Origin of the sequence: Mycobacterium gallinarum, assembly GCF_010726765.1 — a bacterium.
GTDB classification, from domain to species: Bacteria; Actinomycetota; Actinomycetes; order Mycobacteriales; family Mycobacteriaceae; genus Mycobacterium; species Mycobacterium gallinarum.
This window is the reverse complement of the sequence record NZ_AP022601.1, coordinates 4,562,965-4,582,218: the sequence shown is the minus strand read 5'-3', so window position 1 is coordinate 4,582,218 and position 19,254 is coordinate 4,562,965. Positions and strand designations below refer to the sequence as shown.

Sequence of the window (19,254 nt, the reverse complement as noted above, 5' to 3'; positions counted from 1 at the left end):
CTACTTCTCCTGAGACTCGATGCGGTTGAGCGCCTCGCTCATGTGTGCGCCGACCTTGGCAATGTACGGCTCGTCGATGGCCTGGATGTGCTCGCCCCCGATGGGCACCACCTCCAGCTCCGACACGAACTCGCCCCAGCCGCCGTCCGGTTTGCGGGTGGCGTACGCGGGCTCGAAGTAGATCGCGTCGTCGTGGTAGCGGTCGGCCATGTACAACGTCACGTGGCCGTCGTAGGGCTGGATCTCCGCGAGGTCGATGGCCCGCTGATCCAGGTACGACGTGCGCTGGTGCTCGATGATGCCGCCGGGGATCTGCACCCCGCTCTGGCTCACGACGTCCAGCACGAATCTCACCTGACCCTCGTCGTCGAGCGCCTCGAGCTCCTCGTACGGGATCTCGGGCACCTCGACATTGAAGGTGCGCTCGGCGAACCGTGCATAGCGGTCCCAGCGCTTGCGGGTTTCCTCCTTGGTCTGCAGGATCGGTTCCCCGGGCCGCACCGCGTCGATGAGGCCGACGAAGCGCACGTCGGCGCCCGCCTTCTTCAGCCCGATCGCGCACGCGTAGGCCAGCACACCACCCAGTGACCAGCCGGCCAGCACGAACGGACGGTCGCCGTTGATCTCCAGCAGCTTGGGCACATATTCGCTGGCGCGCTCCTCGATCGAGCCCTCCACGCGCTCGATGCCATACATCGGAGTGGTTGCGGGCAGCCGCTTCAGCAGCGGCTCGTACACCACCGTCGATCCGCCGGCGGCGTGGAACACGAACACCGGGATGTCGTCTGACCCCTCTTGCGGGGCCCGCAGGGTGCGCACGAAGCCGTCGACCTTGCCGCCCTCCAGGTAATCCCTGACGGTGGTGGACAGCTCTTCGATCGTCCCGGCGCCACGCACGTCGTCGGCGGTGACGGTGCCCTCGTCGACGCGCTCGGTGAGGCGTTCGGCGATCTTGGCCGCGGTGTCGTCGTCGACGGTCGGGAGCTCGTTGAAAATGCCGCCCGGGGACTTACCGGTCACGATCGCCCACGTTGCGAACGTCACTCGTTCGGCGGCGTCGCGCGGCGGCACGTCCGAGCCGAGCGCCTCGGTCACCGCCTCCTGGGTCAGCACTTTGGACGCGGCGGCCACCGTCGACTGCGACGGTCCGGACGCCGACGGGCCGCGAGGGTCGGTCGGCGGCGGCGGGATGGTCGGTGCCACCTGGGATTCCACGGCATCCGTGGCGATGGCTTCCGCGGCCCCCGTCTGCGTGGCTTCGGCAGCCTCGGTGGCTTCCGTGGCGATGGGATGCCCGGCCTCGGCCAGCTTGGCCTCCAGCTCGGCGACCGTCGTGGCGCCGCCCATCAACTCCGCCTGCGCGGCGGCGATCTCCTCGGCGGTCTGCCCCTTCTGCGACTCGGCGAGCTGGTCGACCTCGTCGCGGTGCTCGATCGCATACTGGATCAGCTTCTCCACCGCGTACAGGTTGGCGTCGCGCACCGCGGTCAACTGGATCGGCGGCAGGTCGAAGTCGTACTCGACGCGGTTCTTGATCCGCACGGCCATCAACGAGTCGAGGCCGAGCTCGATCAGCGGCACCTCCCACGGAAGGTCCTCGGGCTCGTAACCCATTGCGCCGCCGACGATCGCGCCGAGCCGCTGACCGATGGTCTCACCGGTGTCCGGTGACCACTTCGCGAAGCTCGCGGCCAGGCCTGCGCCTGCGGTGAGGTTGTCCTGCAGGATCGCGACGTCGTCCTGCTCTTCCTCGACAGGCTGCGCCGTCGAGACCTGCTCCGCGACAGTAGCTGCGCCGCTTGCGACGGGCAGTGCGGCCGTCTGGCCCCCACGGGTGACGACGGCGTCGTACACGAGAGTGAAGGAAGACTCAGCCCCATTATCGGAGCGCGCATGCACCTGCACCGTCGCGCCGCCGGGGTGGCGGGTCAGCGTGGTGACCAGCCGCGCATCGTCGGCGGGGACCGCGCGTTGCTCGAACGCCGTGATCTTGGCATCCGGAAGCACCTGTGCTGCAGCGGTTTTCACTAGTGTCACCAGGTCGGTGGCACCGCGAGGCGCGTACTCCCAGACGTGCCTGCCGTCCGGTGTCGCGACGTGACCGCCGGGCAGTATCGCGGCGCTGTCACCGGCGAAGTGCACGTCGAGCCAGTGCGGCTTGCGTTTGAAGCGGGTGGGCGGGATCGCGGCGTAGTCACCGCGTTCAAAGAGCGTGCGGAAGTCCAGATCGTGGCCGTAGACGAACAGGTGCGCCATGGCCGTGGTCATCGAGTCGACCTCGTCCTGCTTGCGGGCCAGGGTCGCGATCAGTTGGGCGTCGTGCAGACCGGCGCTCGCCGTCGTCAGCCCAACCTGCATGAGCGCCACCGGGTTCGGGGCCAGCTCCAGGAACGTGGTGTGCCCGTTGTCGACGGCGTTGCGGATGCCGTGCGTGAAGTACACACTGTGCCGCAGACCCTTCTTCCAGTAATCCACGTCGTGGATCGGCTCGCCACCGGCGCGGATCAGCTGACCCTCGTGCACAGTCGAGAAGTAGGCCGTCTGCAGCGGGTGCGGCTCGATGCCCTGGATCTCGGCGGCGAGTTCTCCGAGCAGCGGATCCATCTGCTGGGTGTGGCTGGCGCCCTTGGTCTGGAACTTGCGCGCGAACCGGCCCTCGGACTCGGCGCGCGCGATGATCGCGTCGACCTGCTCCGGCGGACCGCCGATGACGGTCTGGGTCGGCGCGGCGTACACGCAGACCTCGAGATCGGGGAAGTCGGAGAAGACGGTCTTGATCTCGTCGGTCGAGTACTCGACAAGCGCCATCAGACGGATGTACTCGCCGAACAGCATGGCCTCGCCCTCGCCCATCAGGTGAGCGCGCGAGCAGATGGTGCGCGTCGCGTCCTCCAGCGAGAGCCCGCCGGAGAAGTACGCCGCGGCGGCCTCGCCGAGCGACTGGCCCACCACCGCACCGGGTTTCGCGCCGTGCGCCTTCAGCAGCTCACCGAGCGCCACCTGGATCGCGAAGATCACGGTCTGGGTGGTCTCGATGCCGTAGTCCTTCGAGTCGTCGAGGATCAGCTCGACCACCGAGTAACCGCGCTCGTCCTGCACATAGGCGTCGACCTTGTTGATCCACTCGGCGAACGTCTCGTTGCGCAGGTACAGGCTCTTGCCCATCTTGCGGTGCTGCGCGCCGAAACCGGCGAGCACCCACACCGGGCCGTTGGTCACTGGACCGTCGGAGCTGACCACCAACGGGTTCGGCTTGCCGTCGGCGATGGCGCGCAGACCCTTGACCGCCTCGTCGTGGTCGTGCGCGAGAATCACTGCGCGCGAACGCCCGTGGTTGCGCCGCGACAGCGAACGGCCAATGGCCTCCAGCGACGTGCCCTGACCGGCGGGGCTCTCGATCCAGTCCGCGAGCTCGGCCGCCGTCGCCTTCTTACGCGACGTCAGGAACCCCGAAACCGCCAGTGGCACGATCGGCTTGACGGGGTTCTCGGCCTGCTCGGCTTCGAGTTCCTCGCGCACGATCTCCAACAGACGCAGCGCCTCGTCGGTCAGACCGGGCAGCTCATGCTCGGCTTCGGTTGTCGCACCGTAGAACTCGGGATCGCGCTCGACATCGCCGTAGTCGTTGTCCTCGTCGTCGTCCTCGACCAGCACCCCGCCGACGTACACCGCGGGCTTCTCCGGCGCCGCGGTGACGGCGACGGGCGCCTCCTCGGGCTCGGGCTCGATGAGATCGGTCGGCAACACCTGGCGCAGCACCAGGTGCGCGTTGGCTCCGCCGAAGCCGAAGCCGGAGACACCGGCGATGGCGATGCCGCTGTAGCGCGGCCAGTCGGAGACGACGTCGTTGACCTTGAGACGCTCGCGCTCGAAGTCGATGTAGGGGTTGGGCCCGGTGTAGTTGATCGACGGCGGCAGCTTGTCGTATTTCAGCGCCAGCGCCATCTTGGCCAGACTCGCCGCACCCGCGGCCGATTCCAGGTGGCCCACATTCGATTTCACCGCACCGAGCAGCGCGGGCTTGTCCACCGGCCGGCCGCGGCCGATGACGCGGCCCAGCGCGTCGGCCTCGATCGGGTCGCCGAGGATGGTGCCGGTGCCGTGGGCCTCGACGTAGTCGACCGTCCTCGGATCGATACCGGCGTCCTTATAGGCCTTGCGCAGAACCGCTTCCTGCGCATCGGGATTCGGTGCGAGCATGCCGTTCGAACGGCCGTCGTGGTTGACGGCGCCGCCGGCGATGACCGCGAGGATGTCGTCACCGTCGCGGCGGGCGTCCTCGAGACGCTTGAGCACGACCATGCCGCCGCCCTCGGAGCGGGCGTAGCCGTCGGCGTCCTGCGAGAAGGACTTGATCCGGCCGTCCGGCGCCAGCACGCCGCCGACCTCGTCGAAGCCCAGCGTCACCAACGGCGTGATCAGTGCATTGACACCGCCGGCCACCACGACGTCGGCGTCCCCGGCGCGCAGGGCCTTGATGCCCTCGTTCACGGCGACGAGCGACGACGAGCACGCGGTGTCGATGGCCATCGACGGCCCGCGGAAATCGTAGAAGTAGGACACCCGGTTCGCGATGACCGCGCTCGAGTTACCGGTGATGGCGTACGGGTGCGCCACCGAGGGGTCGGCCACCGACATGAACATGTAGTCGTTGACCGAGCTGCCGATGAAGACGCCGACATTCTCGCCGCGCAGGCTGGACGCGGGAATCCTGGCGTGCTCCAACGCCTCCCACGTCAATTCGAGCGCCATCCGCTGCTGCGGATCGATGTTGTCGGCCTCCATCTTCGACAACGCGAAGAACTCGGCGTCGAAGCCCTTGATGTCCGAGAGGTAACCGCCGCGGGTACGTGCCTTCTTCACCCGCTCGGCGATGCGGGGCTCGCTGGTGAATTCCGACCACCGGCCCTCGGGCAGATCGCTGATCGCGTCGCGGCCCTCGAGCAGCGCGCGCCACATCTCGTCCGGAGTGTTGAGGTCACCGGGGAAGCGCGTGCCGATGCCGATGATCGCGATGTTGGTGCGGCCCTCGTCGACGGTGCGTGACCAGTCCTCATCGCCGGTGAACTCCGGCTCGGGCTCACCCTCGACGATGACCGTCGCGAGCGACTCGATGGTGGGATGCCGGAACGCCATGGTCGCGGTGACGACGACGCCCGTGTAGTCCTCGATATCGCTGGCCATCGCGACGGCGTCGCGGGAGGCCATGCCCAACTCGATCAGCGGCGCCGACTCGTTGACGGAGTCCGGCGACGTGTTCGTCGCGTTGGCCACCCAGTTGCGCATCCACTCGCGCAGCTCGGGCACCGAGATGTCAGTGCGCGCAGCCGCGGCCTCGAAGTCGGGAGACGGGGTCTCGGGTTGCTGCTGCGAATCGTCTTGTGTGTCAGCCATGTTCAGGAGGTCAGCCGTCAGTCTTTTTCGTCGGGGAAATCATTGGGGATCTTGCCCGCGCGCAGACTGCCGTCCAGATACGCCGCGCGGCAGGCCCGCCGGCCGATCTTGCCGCTGGAGGTGCGCGGAATCGCACCTGCCGCGGTGAGCAGCACGTCGCGCACGGTGACACCGTGACGCATGGCGATGGCGGTGCGGATGTCGTCGGCGATCGGCCCCATGTCCAGCTTGTGCGCGCCGGGCGCGCGTTCGCCGACGATCACCAACTGCTCCGACGAATCGTCGGGATCGCGCTTGAGACCGGCATGCGCGTTTTCAAACACCTCGTCGGGAAGCTGGTTGGCCGGCACCGAGAACGCCGCCACGTATCCCACGCGCAGCGCCTTGGTCGCCTCCTGCGCGGAGTACTCCAGGTCCTGCGGATAGTGGTTACGGCCGTCGATGATGACCAGATCCTTCACGCGGCCGGTGATGAACAGCTCGCCGTCGTGGAACGCGCCGAGGTCACCGGTGCGCACCCACGTCGCGTCGTCTGTCGCGCCCTCGGCGTGCGACGGGCTGGTCCGCGACTTCAGGATGTTCTGGAAGGTCTGGCGAGTCTCTTCTTCCTTGCCCCAGTAGCCGGTGCCCATGTTCTGGCCGCTGATCCAGACCTCACCGATCTGTCCGTCGGGGAGCTCGGTGGCGGATTCGCCGTCGACGATCACGGCCCACTCCGCGATGCCCACCTTGCCCGCACCGGCCTGCGCCACGGCGGTCGGCGAATCGGGGGCGACCTCGACGAAGGTGCCGGTGTTCAGCGCGGCGCGGTCGACGGAGACGATCCGGGGGTGGTCACCCATCGGCGTGGTCGAGACGAACAACGTCGCTTCGGCCAGTCCGTAAGACGGCTTGATGGCCTGTGGCTTGAAACCGTACGGCGCGAACGCGTCATTGAACCTCTGCACGGTCGCGGCCGAGATCGGCTCGCTGCCGTTGAGGATGCATTTGACGACCGACAGGTCCAGCGGCGGCTCATCGTCCTTGGGCACCCCGCGCGCGGCGGCGTGATCGAAAGCGAAGTTCGGAGCCACCGAGATCACCCCACCGGTGTCCTCTGGCTTGCGTGACATCTCCCGAATCCAGCGGCCGGGCCTGCGAACGAACGCGGCCGGGGTCATGAACGTGATGTAGTGCCCGAGCATCGGCGCCAGCATCGCCGTGATCAACCCCATGTCGTGGAAGAACGGCAGCCACGACAGGCCGCGGTCACCTTCCTCGCCGTCGAGTGCCTCGATGATCTGGACGATGTTGGTGGCCAGGTTGAGGTGGGTGATCTGCACGCCGGTCGGGACGCGGGTCGACCCGGAGGTGTACTGCAGGTAGGCGATCGTGTCGGCGGTGACGGGCACCTGCTCCCAGGTGCCGCCGACCTCGTCGGGCACTGCGTCGACGGCGATGACGCGCGGGCGCTCCTTGGCGGGCCTGGTGCGGAAGAACTTGCGCACACCCTCCGCGGCCTCGGTGGTGGTGAGGATGGCCGACGGGTGGCAGTCGTCCAGGACGGCGTGCAATCGCCCGACGTGACCGGGCTCGTTGGGGTCGAACAGTGGCACCGCGATGCGGCCCGAGTACAGCGTGCCGTACATCGCGACCACGTACTCGAGGTTCTGCGGGCACAGGATCGCCACGCGGTCGCCCGGCTGGGTGACCTGCTGCAAACGAGCGGCGATCGCGCGGTTACGTGCGCCGAAATCCGCCCAGTTCAGCTCGCGCGCCACACCGTCGCGTTCGACGGAGAAGTCGAGGAATCGGTAGGCGACCTTGTCGCCACGGACCTTGGCCCACTTCTCGACGTGCTTGACCACGCTGCCGTTGTCGGGGAACTTGATCAGTCCGTCTTTCAGGAACGGGTTGTGGAACCCCATTCTCACTCTCCTGTCGAAGCCTCGTTTTTGAAGCCGCTAGCACCTCAATATGGACGGGCGCGCCGCCGCGTGGGTCCTACCCTGCGCGTTTCGGCTTCGCGTCCCTCACCGCTCTTAGTTTTCTCTTAATGTTAGGCGACCGGTGGACGCAGTCCAAATCTCCGCGGTTACAGGTCAGCCATGTTTCGGGCGCGGGGCGTTATCGATCACACTCTGCGCCCAACCCAGTGTCCACTGCGGGGCAGAGGCACCATCGAGATTCCAGAATTGCGGCGTGTTGTACATCGCGTGGATCGGCTGGCCGGCGCCGCCGCTGAGCACCTCGAGCGTCCGAGGCAACTGGGTGATGTTGAAGGCCGACTCGGGCGCCGAACAGATCAGGTCGCCCGCGGCACATATCTCGAAGACGCGGTTGTTGAGCATCCCGAAACCGCCCGAACGCGGACCGGTCATGTCCAGACCCAGCTCACCCAGCATCGGGACCTCGTCCAGGGTGATCTCCGCACCCTGGCCCGGCGCGTTGGGGCCGACGTCCTGACCGACGCCGGGCTGACGACGACCGTCGGCGATCAGCACCGCCCCGAGCACCAGATCCTCGTCGACCGGGCCGCGGCCGTTGCCGATATCGCTGGCGATGTCACCGGCGATCACCGCGCCCTGCGAGAAACCGACCAGCACGTAACTGGTCAACGGGCAGCGGTTGTTCATGTCCGTCATGGCCCGCACCGTCGCGTCGAAGCCCTCGGCGCGGCTCTGGTCGTAGGACATCTGCTTGTCCGCGGCGAACGGATTGTGGAACTGCGCGGTGTAGGGAACCGTGTAGATCTCCAGCCGGCCCGCGTCGAACTGCTGACGCAGCGGATTCGTGACGTTGAGGAGCAGCGCGATGGGGAACTGCGTCGGGTTGAACGGGTCGAGCTGAGGCGACGACTCCCAGGTGCCGGGGACAGAGATCATCTGCACGTCGGGGCAGCTGGCGTCCTGGAATTCGGGACGCGGTTTCCTACCCGTCGGCGGAATGCCGCCGGGAACCGATGTGGGTGGCTGCGCGCCCGGGAGCGGGGTGTCAGGTGATCGCTGCCACACCCAGACCAGCACCACGACCAGTACCACCACGAGTGAGACCGCCACCGCCGCGACGAGCCCCAGAATGCGGTGACGTTTCCGCCGAGTGGTCTTGGACATGGGTTCTCTGTTACTCCTCGCGTGCTGTGGTCTGGTGCGCGCCGTCGGCGACTACTAGCAGAGTCGCTCGGTCGCGATGCGAATGTACTCGGCGGTCGCGGTGTCGATGTCGGCCGCCGACGGCGCAGCCGACGATAGCCCGTCGCCGTCGACGTCGCCGCGCACCACCGGCCGCACGAAGTCCCACACCGCGTGGTCATTCTGTTTTGCGGCCCTGGCCTGGCAGACATAGGACCCGATCGACAGGGCGGCCAGATTGCTCGACGGCTTCACGCCGGCGGCGGTGAGCGCATCGAGGTATTCGCGTTGCTTTGCCGTCACGACCAGAGCGTTGGACTGTCCGCCCGCCTGCTGGGGTCCCGGAGGCGCCGCGCCCGCGTCACCGTGCGCGGTTTCCGTTTCGGAGGTCGGCATGCCGATGGTGGCCATCACGTCGTTGCCCGAACATCCGGTCATCAACGCGGGGACCGTCGCCACCAGCAGTGTTGTTGCTGAAGTTGCCAACCATCCGGTCGAAGCGACCCGCCGCCGTACCGAAAGCTGCACGTTTCCAAGGTACCGGCTGAAACACAGAAGAAACTGAGAGCGCATGGCGTGCCGCGCTCGGTTGCTGCCTACCTGATACGCGCTATTTGATGGTGGCGACCAGTTCGCCAGACATCGCGGCGAGCTGCCCGCTCCAGGCACCCCAGTCATTGCCGCCGCTGGCCGGGAAGTCGAAGTGGCCGTTCTTACCGCCGACCGAACGATAGTGCTGGTAGAACTCCTTGTTCGTGCCCGCGGCGATATCGCAGTAGCCGATCATCGCGGGCACATCGCAGCCACCGGTCGTCGGGGAGTACACCCACAGCCGGGTGTTGTTGTCCGAAAGCAGCTGCACGTGGACGTTCGGTGAATGCCATTTCCACCGGCCCAGCTGTGGCAAGCCCCACATGTTGCGGATGTCGACACCGCCGAACTGCTGCAGGCCGGCGGTGATGGCGCCGTCGACGCCGGTGCGCTCAGGAGCCAGGAAACCGGACAGCGATCCCGCGAAGCGGTACCGGTCCGGGTGGAACGTCGCCATCGCCATCGCGCCGTATCCACCCTGGGACGCCCCGACGATGCCGTGCCCGCCGGGTGCGAGGCCCTTGTTGGCGGCCAGCCAGTTCGGCAGCTCGGTCGCCAGGAACGTCTCCCACTGCTTGCTGCCGTCCTGCTCCCAGTTGGTGTACATGCTCCAGGCGCCACCGGCGGGTGCGGCGACCGAGATGCCCTGCCCGCCGAGGGTCGCCATCGCGTTACCCGCCGTGACCCAGTTGCTGACGTCGGGGGCCGCGTTGAAGGCGTCGAGCAGGACGACGGCGTGCGGCCCGCCGCCGGAGAACGCGACGGGGATATCGCGGCCCATTGCCGCCGAGGGGACCATCAGCATTTCGACGTCGGCCTTGGCCGACGGCGCCAATGACGTGCCGGCACCCCAGAGGCCGGCAGCCAGCACCACGGTCAACAACGTCCGGATCACGACATGCATCAACAGCCCCATTCCACGTTCGTCTCGCAGTCCCCGCGCGAGCAGTCAACCACACCTGCACGAGGAGATGCCCCGGAAATGGCCGACGGCGGCGACCCCGAAGGATCGCCGCCGCCAGTCATGTCGTTTCCGACGAAGCGGTCAATTAACCGCCGGATACAGCCGACGCCGGCTGAGCCTCAGTCGCACCCTCGGCCGGGGCAGCGCCACCGACTGGAGTGCTTGGCTGCGGCACGGCACCCAGCACGCGCTGGATGTCCGGCTTCATCTGGTTGAGCTGCTGACCCCAGTACTCCCAGCTGTGAGTACCGGACTCCGGGAAGTTGAACACGCCGTTCTTACCGCCCGCAGCGATGTAGTTCTCCTGGAACGTCTTGTTCGTCCGCAGGGTGAACTTCTCGAGGAACTCCGCGTTGAAGTTGTCGCCGGCCGGTATGCCGGTGCCGTTGATATCGGCGGGCTTGCCGTTACCGCAGAACACCCAGATGCGGGTGCCGTTGGCAACCAGCTGGCCGATGTTGACCATCGGGTCGTTGCGCTCCCACGCATTGTTCGGATCTTCGGTCTTGCCCCACATGTCGTCGGCGTCGTAACCGCCCGCGTCGCCCATCGACATGTTGACCAGCATCGGCCACCAACCTTCGGAAAGGTTCAGGAAGCCAGAAAGCGAAGCCGCGTACTGGAACTGCTGCGGGTAGTAGATCGCCAGCGTCATCGCGGCCGAACCGGCCATCGACAGACCGACTGCCGCATTGCGGTTCGGATTCACACCCTTGTTCGCGGCCAGGTAGGAGGGCAGCTCCTGGGTGAGGAACGTCTCCCACTTGTAGGTGGAGCAACCCGCCTTACCGCAGGCCGGGCTGTACCAGTCGCTGTAGAAGCTGGACTGTCCGCCGACCGGCATGATCACCGCGAGGCCGGAATCGACGTACCACTCGAAGGCAGCAGTCTCGATGTCCCAGCCGTTGAAGTCGTCGCGGGCGCGAAGGCCGTCTAGCAAGTAGACGCCAGGAGCGTTCGGCCCACCGTTTTGAAACTGAACTTTGATGTCACGGCCCATCCCTGCGGACGGAACCATGAGGTACTCGACCGGCAGACCCGGACGAGAGAAAGCGCCCGCAGTCGCCGAGCCTCCGACGGCGCTGACGAGGGCGGGCAACACTGCTGCGGCCATCGCCACAGCCGCGAGCCGGCGCACCCACGCGCCACGGATCTTGCCAACGAACTTCATGCTTCATCTATCCCATCTGTCGTATGCCGCACGCGGAACTTGTCCGACGGACCCCGCCGCGTTGCTCGTGCAGTCAACCACAACTTGCTGTGGTACCTCTATTCGGCGTGTATCGTCCCTGGTCGCTCCTCAGCCTTTGAGGGTTGCGATCAGGTCTGGTTTCAGGGCTTGCAGCTGCGCTCCCCAGTACGGCCACGCGTGATTTCCCGCCGGCGGAAACTGGAAAGTCGCGTTGGTGCCCCCGGCCGCCACGTAGGCCTTTTGGAAGTCCAAATTGCTCTTGAGAGCCATTGATTCAAGACTGTTCGCGCTGAACGCCTGGTTCGGATCCGCGTTCACGTCCAGCGGGGTCGTGCCGCCGGGTGCGCAGTAAACCCACAGTCGCGTGCCATTGGCGACGATGCGAGAAACCTGTCTGATCGGGTCGTTGCGCTTCCACGCGTTGTCCCACGGCGCGCCCCACATGTTGTCGACGTTGTAGCCGCCAGCGTCGAGCATCGCGACACGGATCGCCTGCTGCATGAACAGGGCCGACGGGTTCAGGAAGCCGGAAAGCGATGCGGCGTAACGGAATTGCGCCGGGTGGTACGCGGACAGGATCAGTGCGGGCCCGCCCGACATCGACAACCCGACCACGCCGTTGCCGGTCGGGGAGATCTGTTTGTTGGCCGCCAGCCACGACGGAAGCTCACTGGTGAGAAAGGTTTCCCATTTATAGGTGAAGGGCTGACTGTTGAAGCTCGACGGCGAATACCAGTCGGTATAAAAGCTGGACTGCCCGCCGACCGGCATCACGGTCGCGACACCGGAGTCCAAAAACCATTCAAAAGCCGGGGTTTCGATGTCCCAGCCGTTGTAGTCGTCGCGTGCACGCATGCCGTCGAGCAGATAGACGGCCTTCGAGGGACCGGTCGTCGGCGCGCCTGTCGCGGGCTGGAACTGCACGCGGATGTTGCGGCCCATCGCCGTCGAATACACGTCGAGGTACTCGACGGGCAGGCCCTCGCGAGAGAACGCGCCCGCGGGCGGTGTGACATTGGACACAACGGCGATCATCGGCATCGTCAGGACCGCGGCGCCCGCCGCGATCGCACGGCGAAGCCAGGTTCGCACAGGTCGTACCATCCTTCGTGAATCAAGCGCCAGTTCCCAACGCGCTTGTGTATCGCCGGAGTCGCCTATCGCGTTACCGCCGGCCGTCCGCGGCTATGGCCCGGTGGCGGGCATGCCGGTGTACGGGTCGCGAGTCGGCTCCGGCACCTCGAGCCCGCAGCGCTGCAGCTCGTAGAGCGGCACTCGGTCAATCCGATACTGCGTCAACGAATACGCATGCATCAGATTCGACAGGAACCGGCGCGGCCCCATCTCGCCCCTGATGGCGTTGAGCATCGCGTCGGTCGCCGGGCACTCCAACGCGGCCTCGGCCTGCGCGATCCAGTCCTCGTCGAGGTACGCCGGGATGAAGGGCCTGGTCTTGAGGAACGGACCCTCGGCCACCGCCCAGTCCGGGAACAGGTTCTTGTCGTGACCGATGCGGCCGTCTTCCAGACGCGCGGTGTGCGCGGCAAGCGGATTGGCAAGCCCGATCTGGTCGATCACCCGGACATCGAGTCCGACGTTCATGCCCAGCATGCCGAGATTGGTGAAAAACACTGTGTGCGGGCCGGTTCGATTCTTGACGTCCGGTGGTGCGTCCGGCGGCGGCGGGATGGCGGGCACGACATCCCACTGGTCGTAGTTGCCGGACGGCAGCAGCAGGGCACCGTCGGGCGTGTTGTCGATCGCGGTCATCACCGCACGCATGCGGGGATAATCGAGGTAGTCGGCTGCGGTCAGCGGATGCGCGTTGCCCGTGGCCTGGGCGTAGAACCGACGTTCGTCGACGATGCCGCTGTAGGTCACGCGGGTCGCGTCAGGTCCCATTCCGCTCGAATTGGCCACCCACAGCGACCAACCGGCGATCGACACCCACAGCAGGCTCGTGGCTCCGACGAACAAATAGCCTGCGCCACGGGCCATTCGGCGCCCATCAGGCAGCACCAACGGAATCACCGCGATGGGTGCGAGCAGACAGAACAACGGGGTCAACAGGACTCGACCGTGCATGAAATCGCCGCCCTGGCGGATCCAGTAGAGCGCCTGCAACAATCCGCTGACGAGCATGAAAGCCACCACGGCCTGCGGGCTCTGCACCGTCCGAGCCAGCCATCCCTGGCCGGGGGCGGTCGCATGACGAATACCCCACGGGCGGCCGCGCGTCACCATCACCACGGCCGCCAAGCCGATCAGCAAGATGGCGGGCGCCCACAGCAGGTAGGGACTGTTGAAGTTGGACAGGTACACGAAGCCCTGCGACCACTTGGAACCGGAGGCGTCCTTGGCCAGTGCGGTGCCGGGAAATATCAAGCCGTAGTAGCCCATTCGGAAGATCTCATACGCGACCGGTACCAGACCGCCCGCGAGGACGATCAGCCCTCGGCGTCGCCAATCGCGCGCGGCGATCAGCATCATCACCAGAGCCAGCCCGCCGATCAACGCCAACTCGGGCCGAATCAGCACGCTCATGCCTGCGACGAAAGCCAGTGCACCGTCGAAGAATCCGCTGACCGTGCGTGCGTCCGGCGCCGGTCCGACCGGCTGTCTGCGAATGGTCGGTGGGCCGCCGCGGAACACCGGCGCCGCATTCGCCGGACCGGGTGCGCGCAGCCCCTGCGACCAGCACACCATCATCCACCACAGCAGGCCGAGATATGCCAACACCAAACCGTTTTCCAGCCCCGAGGTGGCGAAGTCACGGGCCGGCGGAACAGCGATGTAGACCAGCGCACCCGCGGGCAGCATCAACGCGCGTCGACCTCGCAGGCTCGGCGCGTACAGCCGGGCGGTGCCCAGCATGGTGAACACGACACCCAACACACTGAGCGCCAACGCCAGGTACAGCGCCACGTACTCCAGCTGGACAGGCCCGCCGACCCACGCGGCGACATAGATCAGATAGGTCCACACCGTCGACGTGTTCGCCTCGACACGCTCGCCGGCGTTGAACACCGGACCGTTGCCCGCCAGAAGGTTTCGCACGGTCCGCAGAACGATGAGGCCGTCGTCGGCGATCCAGCGCCGCTGCCACGCACCCCAACCGAACAGAGCCGCGACGACGATCACGCTCGCCCACAGACTGATTCGCACTGTGATGTCGTAGGGAAAGGCGGGCGCGCGCGACAAGCGATCGCCGAGACCGTCCATGAAGCGGCTCCGGCCGGCGACCGAGAAACTCACCTTGTCAACTGAGGAAGATGGCGGCACCGATGGTTCCGATCCACGCCAGGGCCAGCAGCTGCAGAACCCGGTCCTTCAACGCGATCTCCTCGGGCTCGCCGGCCATGCCACCGTCGACGTCGACCGCGTACCGCAAAATCGCGATGACGAACGGGATCATCGACACCACGAACCAGGACGTGCCGCCGGTGTCGTCGCGCTCGAACGCCCACAGGCCGTAACACAACACCAGCGCCGTCGCCGACAACGTCCACACGAAGCGCAGGTATGAACTGGTGTAACTCTCCAGCGACTTGCGGATCTTGGCCCCGGTACGTTCGGCGAGCTGGAGTTCGGCGTAGCGCTTGCCCGCCGCCATGAACAGCGAGCCGAAAGCCATCATCAGCAGGAACCATTGCGACAGCGGCACATCCGCGGCGACACCACCGGCGATGGCACGGATCAAGAAGCCCGAGGAGACGATGCAGATGTCGATGACGGGCTGGTGCTTGAGGCCGAAGCAGTACGCCAGCTGAATGACGATGTAGATCGCGATCACCAGCGCCAGGTTCGGCGTCACCAGCCAGGAGATCGCCAGCGAGGCGACACCGAGCGCGACCGCCAGGGTGTAGGCCAACCACTCCGGAACGACGCCTGCGGCGATGGGGCGGAACCGCTTCGTCGGGTGCGCCCGATCGGCCTCGACGTCCCTCGCGTCGTTCACGAGGTACACGCACGACGCGGCGAGGCTGAAGACCACGAACGCCAACAGCACCTGAACCAGGACTTCGCGGTAGTCGTAGGCGTACCGCGCATCGCCCAGTGCGGCCACCGGTGCGGCGAACACCAGGACGTTCTTGACCCACTGCCGCGGCCGAAGTGCCTTGATGATCCCGGTGACGAGGTTGCGCGGTGGGCCCTTCTCGGGCACCGGCTCGTGATTCACCTGCGGGGTGCTCTCTGCACTGCTCTCGCTCGAGATGCTCATCAGACTCCTTCGGCCCGCTCTGTGACCATGGTGACCGCCTTCGCGACGGCCGCGCCGACCGCCACGCCGGTCAGCACGTCACTCGGGTAGTGCACACCGAGCACCAACCGCGACAACGCCATTGGCGGCACCAGGATCGCAGGCAAGGGCAGGCCGGTGGCCCGCCCCAACAGGATCGACGCCGCGGTGGTTGACGTCGCGTGCGCCGAAGGGAAACTCAGCCGGCTCGGGGTGCCCACGTTGACGGCGATCGCCGGGTGGTCGGGCCGTTCGCGCCGCACGACGCGCTTGATCACCACGGCGGCCGCGTGGGCTCCGAACGCGCCCACCCCGGCGGTCAGGAATGCTTTTCGCCGCGCGGGCCGCAGCAGCGCGCCGAGCGCCGCGACCGCGAGCCACCCGATGCTGTGCTCGCCGAAGTGCGACAGGGCACGCGCGCCCGTCAACACGCCGGGGCGATCGGCGAGCGCAGACTGGACGGCGACCAACACGGCGTCCTCGCCGTGCGGGGCTTCAGCCATCGGCCGACGGGAGCAGGACGGTCTCCCATTTCTGCTTACTCGTGAGCACCGGCAGCGCATCGCGGTACACCCTGCGCATCCGATTGAACTTGCGGGCGAGCTCCGCCTGCCGTTTGAGCGATTCGCGAAGCAGCTCAGCGGCCGTCGCGCGATCGCGTTGCCGGTAGACAACACCGCGGCCGTCGGCGGTGGTGACGGTGACGCCGTCGACCTTGCACAGCGAGAACCACCGGGCGTCCTGGGTGGCGACGTTGACCTGCGGACGGCGGTGGTGCTCGGGGTCGTGCGCCTTGAGCTGGTGCAGCACCCCGCGGGTCAGCCGCCACGAGATCGACAACGGGTTGGTGGGGATCGCCACCTTCTTGCGCCATTTCTTGTCCGATGGAGTCGGTAGGGACGTCGCGCTCGGCAACACCACGGCGTCCGGGTACTCCTGGCGCATCGCGCGCACCTCGGGCAGCGCGGACTCGAGGATCGAGAAGATGTGCTCGGGCCCGGCCAGGAAGTCGTCCATCGCCTTGTTCTGAATGGCGACAGTCGAATACTCAAGGCACATCAGATGTTTGATGGTCGCCTTGAAGTGGCTGGCAATCAGCCCGCTGACATTGCCGTCCCAGTGCATGGCCGCGACGACGAGCCGGTTGCGCAGATGGAAGTACGCCTGCCAGTCGATGGCGTCGTCCTTGTCACTCCACGCCATGTGCCAGATCGCGGCGCCGGGCAGCGTGACGGTCGGATAGCCGTGCTCGCCGGCCCGCAGGCCGTAGTCGGCGTCGTCCCACTTGATGAACAACGGCAGCGGCTGGCCGAGTTCCTCGGCGACCTGCCGCGGGATCATGCACATCCACCAGCCGTTGTAGTCGACGTCGATGCGGCGGTGCAGCAGTCGGCTGCGGTATTCCTCTTCGTCGCTCAGCGCGTACTTCGCGAAGTTGTGGTCGTACTCGGTGTTGACCGCGTTGGTCCACATGAAGTTCTCGGCATCGACCATCTCGCCCATCACGTGCAGATGGCTCGGCTCCTGCAGGTTGAGCATCTGGCCGCCGACCAGCGTCGGTGTCTTGGCGAACCGGTTCAGCGCCAGGGCCCGCAGGATCGAATCCGGCTCGACGCGGATGTCGTCGTCCATGAACAGGATCTGTTCGCAGTCGGTGTTCTTCAGCGCCTCGTACATCACCCGGCTGTAGCCGCCGGAGCCTCCGAGGTTGGGCTGGTTGTGCACCGAGAGCCGGTTGCCCAGTGCGGCGGCGGCCGCCTCGAACCCCGGGTGGTCCTTGACCTTGCTGGTGCCCTGGTCGGACACGATCACCGCGCTGATCACCTTGTCCACCAACGGATCCGACGTCAGCGCGGTCAGTGCGTTGACGCAGTCCGCCGGGCGGTTGAAGGTCGGGATTCCCACTGCGACGTTGGCGCGTCCCGGTGCGACGTCCGGTGCGTACCAGCCCGCACCGTGCAGCGTGGAGTTCGTGTCGGTGGTGATGTCGAACCAGATCCACCCGCCGTCCTCGAACGGTGACAGGTCGATCTCGAACTCGACGACCGCCGGACTGCCGGAGTCACCGCTGGCGATCGGTTCACCGCCGACGGTGATCCTGGCGCCGGTCGCCTTGGAGCGGTAGACGTCGACGCGCCCGCTGCCGGTGAGCTCGACGCGCAACACCACCGACTCCAGCGTCGACCAGCGCCGCCAATAGCTGGCCGGGAAGGCGTTGAAGTACGTCGCGAAGGACACCTCGGATTCCGCGCCAATCTCCAGCGTGGTGCGCGTCTGCGCATGGGCGCGACGGGCGTTGGTGTCCGACTCGTCGAGGTAGAGCTTGCGGACGTCGAGCGGTTCACCGGGACGCGGCAGGATGACGCGCGCCAACAGGCTGACCGCCTTGGTGTCTCCGGCGTCGAGCGCGCCGGACGGGATGTCACTCATGCGCTACTGCTTTCTGTGCCAGGTTCGGCAAGGGGCGCGCCGTCACGCAGGTGCGGCGCGAGCGTGTTGTCATACATATTCAATGCGCTGGCAATCGCCATGTGCATGTCGAGGTACTGATAGGTGCCCAGGCGTCCGCCGAACAGCACCGTCGCCGAGGCCGTCTCGGCCTTGGCCCGCGCCCGGTAGGCCGCGAGTAGGGAGCGATCGGTCTCGGTGTTGATCGGGTAGTACGGCTCGTCGTCGTCATCGGCGAAGCGCGAGAACTCCCGCATGATCACGGTCTTGTCGTCCGGATACTTCCGCTCGGGATGGAAGTGCCGGAACTCGTGGATCCGGGTGTATGGCACGTCCAGGTCGTTGTAGTTCATGACGGGGGTGCCTTGGAAATCCCCGCAGTCGCTCAGTACCTCGAGTTCGAAATCGAGTGTGCGCCAACCCAGCCGGCCTTCCACATAATCGAAGTACCGGTCCAGCGGGCCGGTATAGACAACCGGTGCGTCGGGGTTCGCGGCACGCAGTTCGTCGCGCACGTCGAACCAGTCGGTGTTCAGCCGCACCTCGATCCGGTCGTCGGCGGCCATGTTCTCCAGCCACGCAGTGTAGCCCTCGACAGGAAGGCCCTCGAAGGTGTCGTTGAAGTAGCGGTTGTCGAACGTGTAGCGCACCGGCAGCCGGGTGATGTTGGCCGCGGGCAGTTCCCTGGGGTCGGTCTGCCACTGCTTGGCGGTGTAGCCCTTGACGAAGGCCTCGTAGAGCGGGCGACCGATCAGCGAGATGGCCTTCTCTTCGAGGTTCTGCGCGTCGTCGGTCTCGATCTCGGCGGCCTGCTCGGAAATCAGCTGCCGTGCCTCATCCGGCGTGAAGTACTTGCCGAAGAACTGCGACACCAGGCCCAACCCCATCGGGAACTGGTAGGCCTGCCCGTTGTGCATCGCGAAGACGCGGTGCTGATAGCCGGTGAAGTCGGTGAACTGGCGCACGTACTCCCACACCCGTTGGTTCGAGGTGTGGAAAAGGTGCGCGCCGTACTTGTGGATCTCGATGCCGGTCTGCGGTTCGGCTTCCGAGTAGGCATTGCCGCCGATGTGCGGTCGGCGCTCGAGCACCAGGACACGCTTGTTCAGCTGCGATGCCACGCGCTCGGCGACCGTCAGGCCGAAGAATCCGGAACCGACGACAAGGAGATCGAAACGAGCTGTCATCGGCAGCAAGGGTATCCGACGGCCGCCGTGCGCCCGAATTGCGACAGAGTGCTCAGGTCAAGATTGGCTCACAATTCCGTATCGTCACTTCAGTCTCATTAGTCACACCAGTACCGTCGAACGCGTAC

12 protein-coding genes are annotated in these 19,254 nt (G+C 66.4%); all 12 read right to left on the bottom strand.

Features of this window, described 5'->3' with window-relative positions; translation table 11 throughout:
* Complete coding sequence (pks13, locus tag G6N42_RS22605) at positions 1 to 5,394, bottom strand: polyketide synthase Pks13 (protein WP_163733131.1); 5,394 nt, start codon at positions 5,392 to 5,394, stop codon at positions 1 to 3.
* A 17-nt stretch (positions 5,395 to 5,411) separates the two neighbouring features.
* On the bottom strand, positions 5,412 to 7,301 hold the full coding sequence (gene fadD32 / locus G6N42_RS22600; RefSeq protein WP_163733128.1) for a long-chain-fatty-acid--AMP ligase FadD32: 1,890 nt from the start codon (positions 7,299 to 7,301) through the stop codon (positions 5,412 to 5,414).
* A gap of 174 nt (positions 7,302 to 7,475) precedes the next feature.
* On the bottom strand, positions 7,476 to 8,486 hold the full coding sequence (gene culp6 / locus G6N42_RS22595; RefSeq protein WP_163733125.1) for a carboxylesterase Culp6: 1,011 nt from the start codon (positions 8,484 to 8,486) through the stop codon (positions 7,476 to 7,478).
* Positions 8,487 to 8,540: 54 nt separating this feature from the next.
* Complete coding sequence (locus G6N42_RS22590) at positions 8,541 to 9,032, bottom strand: DUF732 domain-containing protein (protein WP_163733122.1); 492 nt, start codon at positions 9,030 to 9,032, stop codon at positions 8,541 to 8,543.
* Positions 9,033 to 9,114: 82 nt separating this feature from the next.
* Complete coding sequence (locus tag G6N42_RS22585; RefSeq protein WP_163733119.1) at positions 9,115 to 9,999, bottom strand: alpha/beta hydrolase-fold protein; 885 nt, start codon at positions 9,997 to 9,999, stop codon at positions 9,115 to 9,117.
* A gap of 145 nt (positions 10,000 to 10,144) precedes the next feature.
* Positions 10,145 to 11,230 carry an esterase family protein gene (locus G6N42_RS22580; RefSeq protein ID WP_163733116.1) on the bottom strand — a complete coding sequence of 362 codons (1,086 nt, stop codon included), beginning with the start codon at positions 11,228 to 11,230 and terminating at the stop codon, positions 10,145 to 10,147.
* A gap of 129 nt (positions 11,231 to 11,359) precedes the next feature.
* Positions 11,360 to 12,355 (bottom strand): alpha/beta hydrolase, encoded by a 996-nt coding sequence (locus tag G6N42_RS22575; RefSeq protein ID WP_174262135.1) that lies wholly within the window; start codon positions 12,353 to 12,355, stop codon positions 11,360 to 11,362.
* An 81-nt stretch (positions 12,356 to 12,436) separates the two neighbouring features.
* The gene (gene aftB / locus G6N42_RS22570) at positions 12,437 to 14,473 is read right to left on the bottom strand and encodes a terminal beta-(1->2)-arabinofuranosyltransferase (RefSeq protein ID WP_174262284.1); all 2,037 of its coding nucleotides are present in this window, start codon (positions 14,471 to 14,473) and stop codon (positions 12,437 to 12,439) included.
* A gap of 37 nt (positions 14,474 to 14,510) precedes the next feature.
* Complete coding sequence (locus tag G6N42_RS22565) at positions 14,511 to 15,473, bottom strand: decaprenyl-phosphate phosphoribosyltransferase (RefSeq protein WP_410506624.1); 963 nt, start codon at positions 15,471 to 15,473, stop codon at positions 14,511 to 14,513.
* Positions 15,473 to 15,994: a phosphatase PAP2 family protein gene (locus G6N42_RS22560; protein WP_163733112.1), complete on the bottom strand. Its 522-nt coding sequence runs from the start codon at positions 15,992 to 15,994 to the stop codon at positions 15,473 to 15,475. The genes G6N42_RS22565 and G6N42_RS22560 overlap by 1 nt, the downstream gene beginning before the upstream one ends.
* On the bottom strand, positions 15,987 to 17,921 hold the full coding sequence (locus G6N42_RS22555) for a glycosyltransferase (RefSeq protein ID WP_163733109.1): 1,935 nt from the start codon (positions 17,919 to 17,921) through the stop codon (positions 15,987 to 15,989). The genes G6N42_RS22560 and G6N42_RS22555 overlap by 8 nt, the downstream gene beginning before the upstream one ends.
* Positions 17,918 to 19,135 (bottom strand): UDP-galactopyranose mutase, encoded by a 1,218-nt coding sequence (gene glf / locus G6N42_RS22550; protein WP_174262134.1) that lies wholly within the window; start codon positions 19,133 to 19,135, stop codon positions 17,918 to 17,920. Before glf ends, G6N42_RS22555 begins: the two co-directional genes overlap by 4 nt.
* Between the last annotated feature and the right edge of the window lie 119 nt (positions 19,136 to 19,254).

What these genes read in the sequence shown, in the direction of transcription:
- pks13 (WP_163733131.1), bottom strand. Translation starts at nt 5,394, where the DNA reads ATGGCTGACACACAAGACGATTCGCAGCAGCAACCCGAGACCCCGTCT.
- G6N42_RS22585 (WP_163733119.1), bottom strand. Translation starts at nt 9,999, where the DNA reads ATGCATGTCGTGATCCGGACGTTGTTGACCGTGGTGCTGGCTGCCGGC.
- G6N42_RS22580 (WP_163733116.1), bottom strand. Translation starts at nt 11,230, where the DNA reads ATGAAGTTCGTTGGCAAGATCCGTGGCGCGTGGGTGCGCCGGCTCGCG.
- G6N42_RS22560 (WP_163733112.1), bottom strand. Translation starts at nt 15,994, where the DNA reads ATGGCTGAAGCCCCGCACGGCGAGGACGCCGTGTTGGTCGCCGTCCAG.
- culp6 (WP_163733125.1), bottom strand. Translation starts at nt 8,486, where the DNA reads ATGTCCAAGACCACTCGGCGGAAACGTCACCGCATTCTGGGGCTCGTC.
- G6N42_RS22575 (WP_174262135.1), bottom strand. Translation starts at nt 12,355, where the DNA reads ATGGTACGACCTGTGCGAACCTGGCTTCGCCGTGCGATCGCGGCGGGC.
- aftB (WP_174262284.1), bottom strand. Translation starts at nt 14,473, where the DNA reads ATGGACGGTCTCGGCGATCGCTTGTCGCGCGCGCCCGCCTTTCCCTAC.
- fadD32 (WP_163733128.1), bottom strand. Translation starts at nt 7,301, where the DNA reads ATGGGGTTCCACAACCCGTTCCTGAAAGACGGACTGATCAAGTTCCCC.
- G6N42_RS22555 (WP_163733109.1), bottom strand. Translation starts at nt 17,921, where the DNA reads ATGAGTGACATCCCGTCCGGCGCGCTCGACGCCGGAGACACCAAGGCG.
- G6N42_RS22565 (WP_410506624.1), bottom strand. Translation starts at nt 15,473, where the DNA reads ATGAGCATCTCGAGCGAGAGCAGTGCAGAGAGCACCCCGCAGGTGAAT.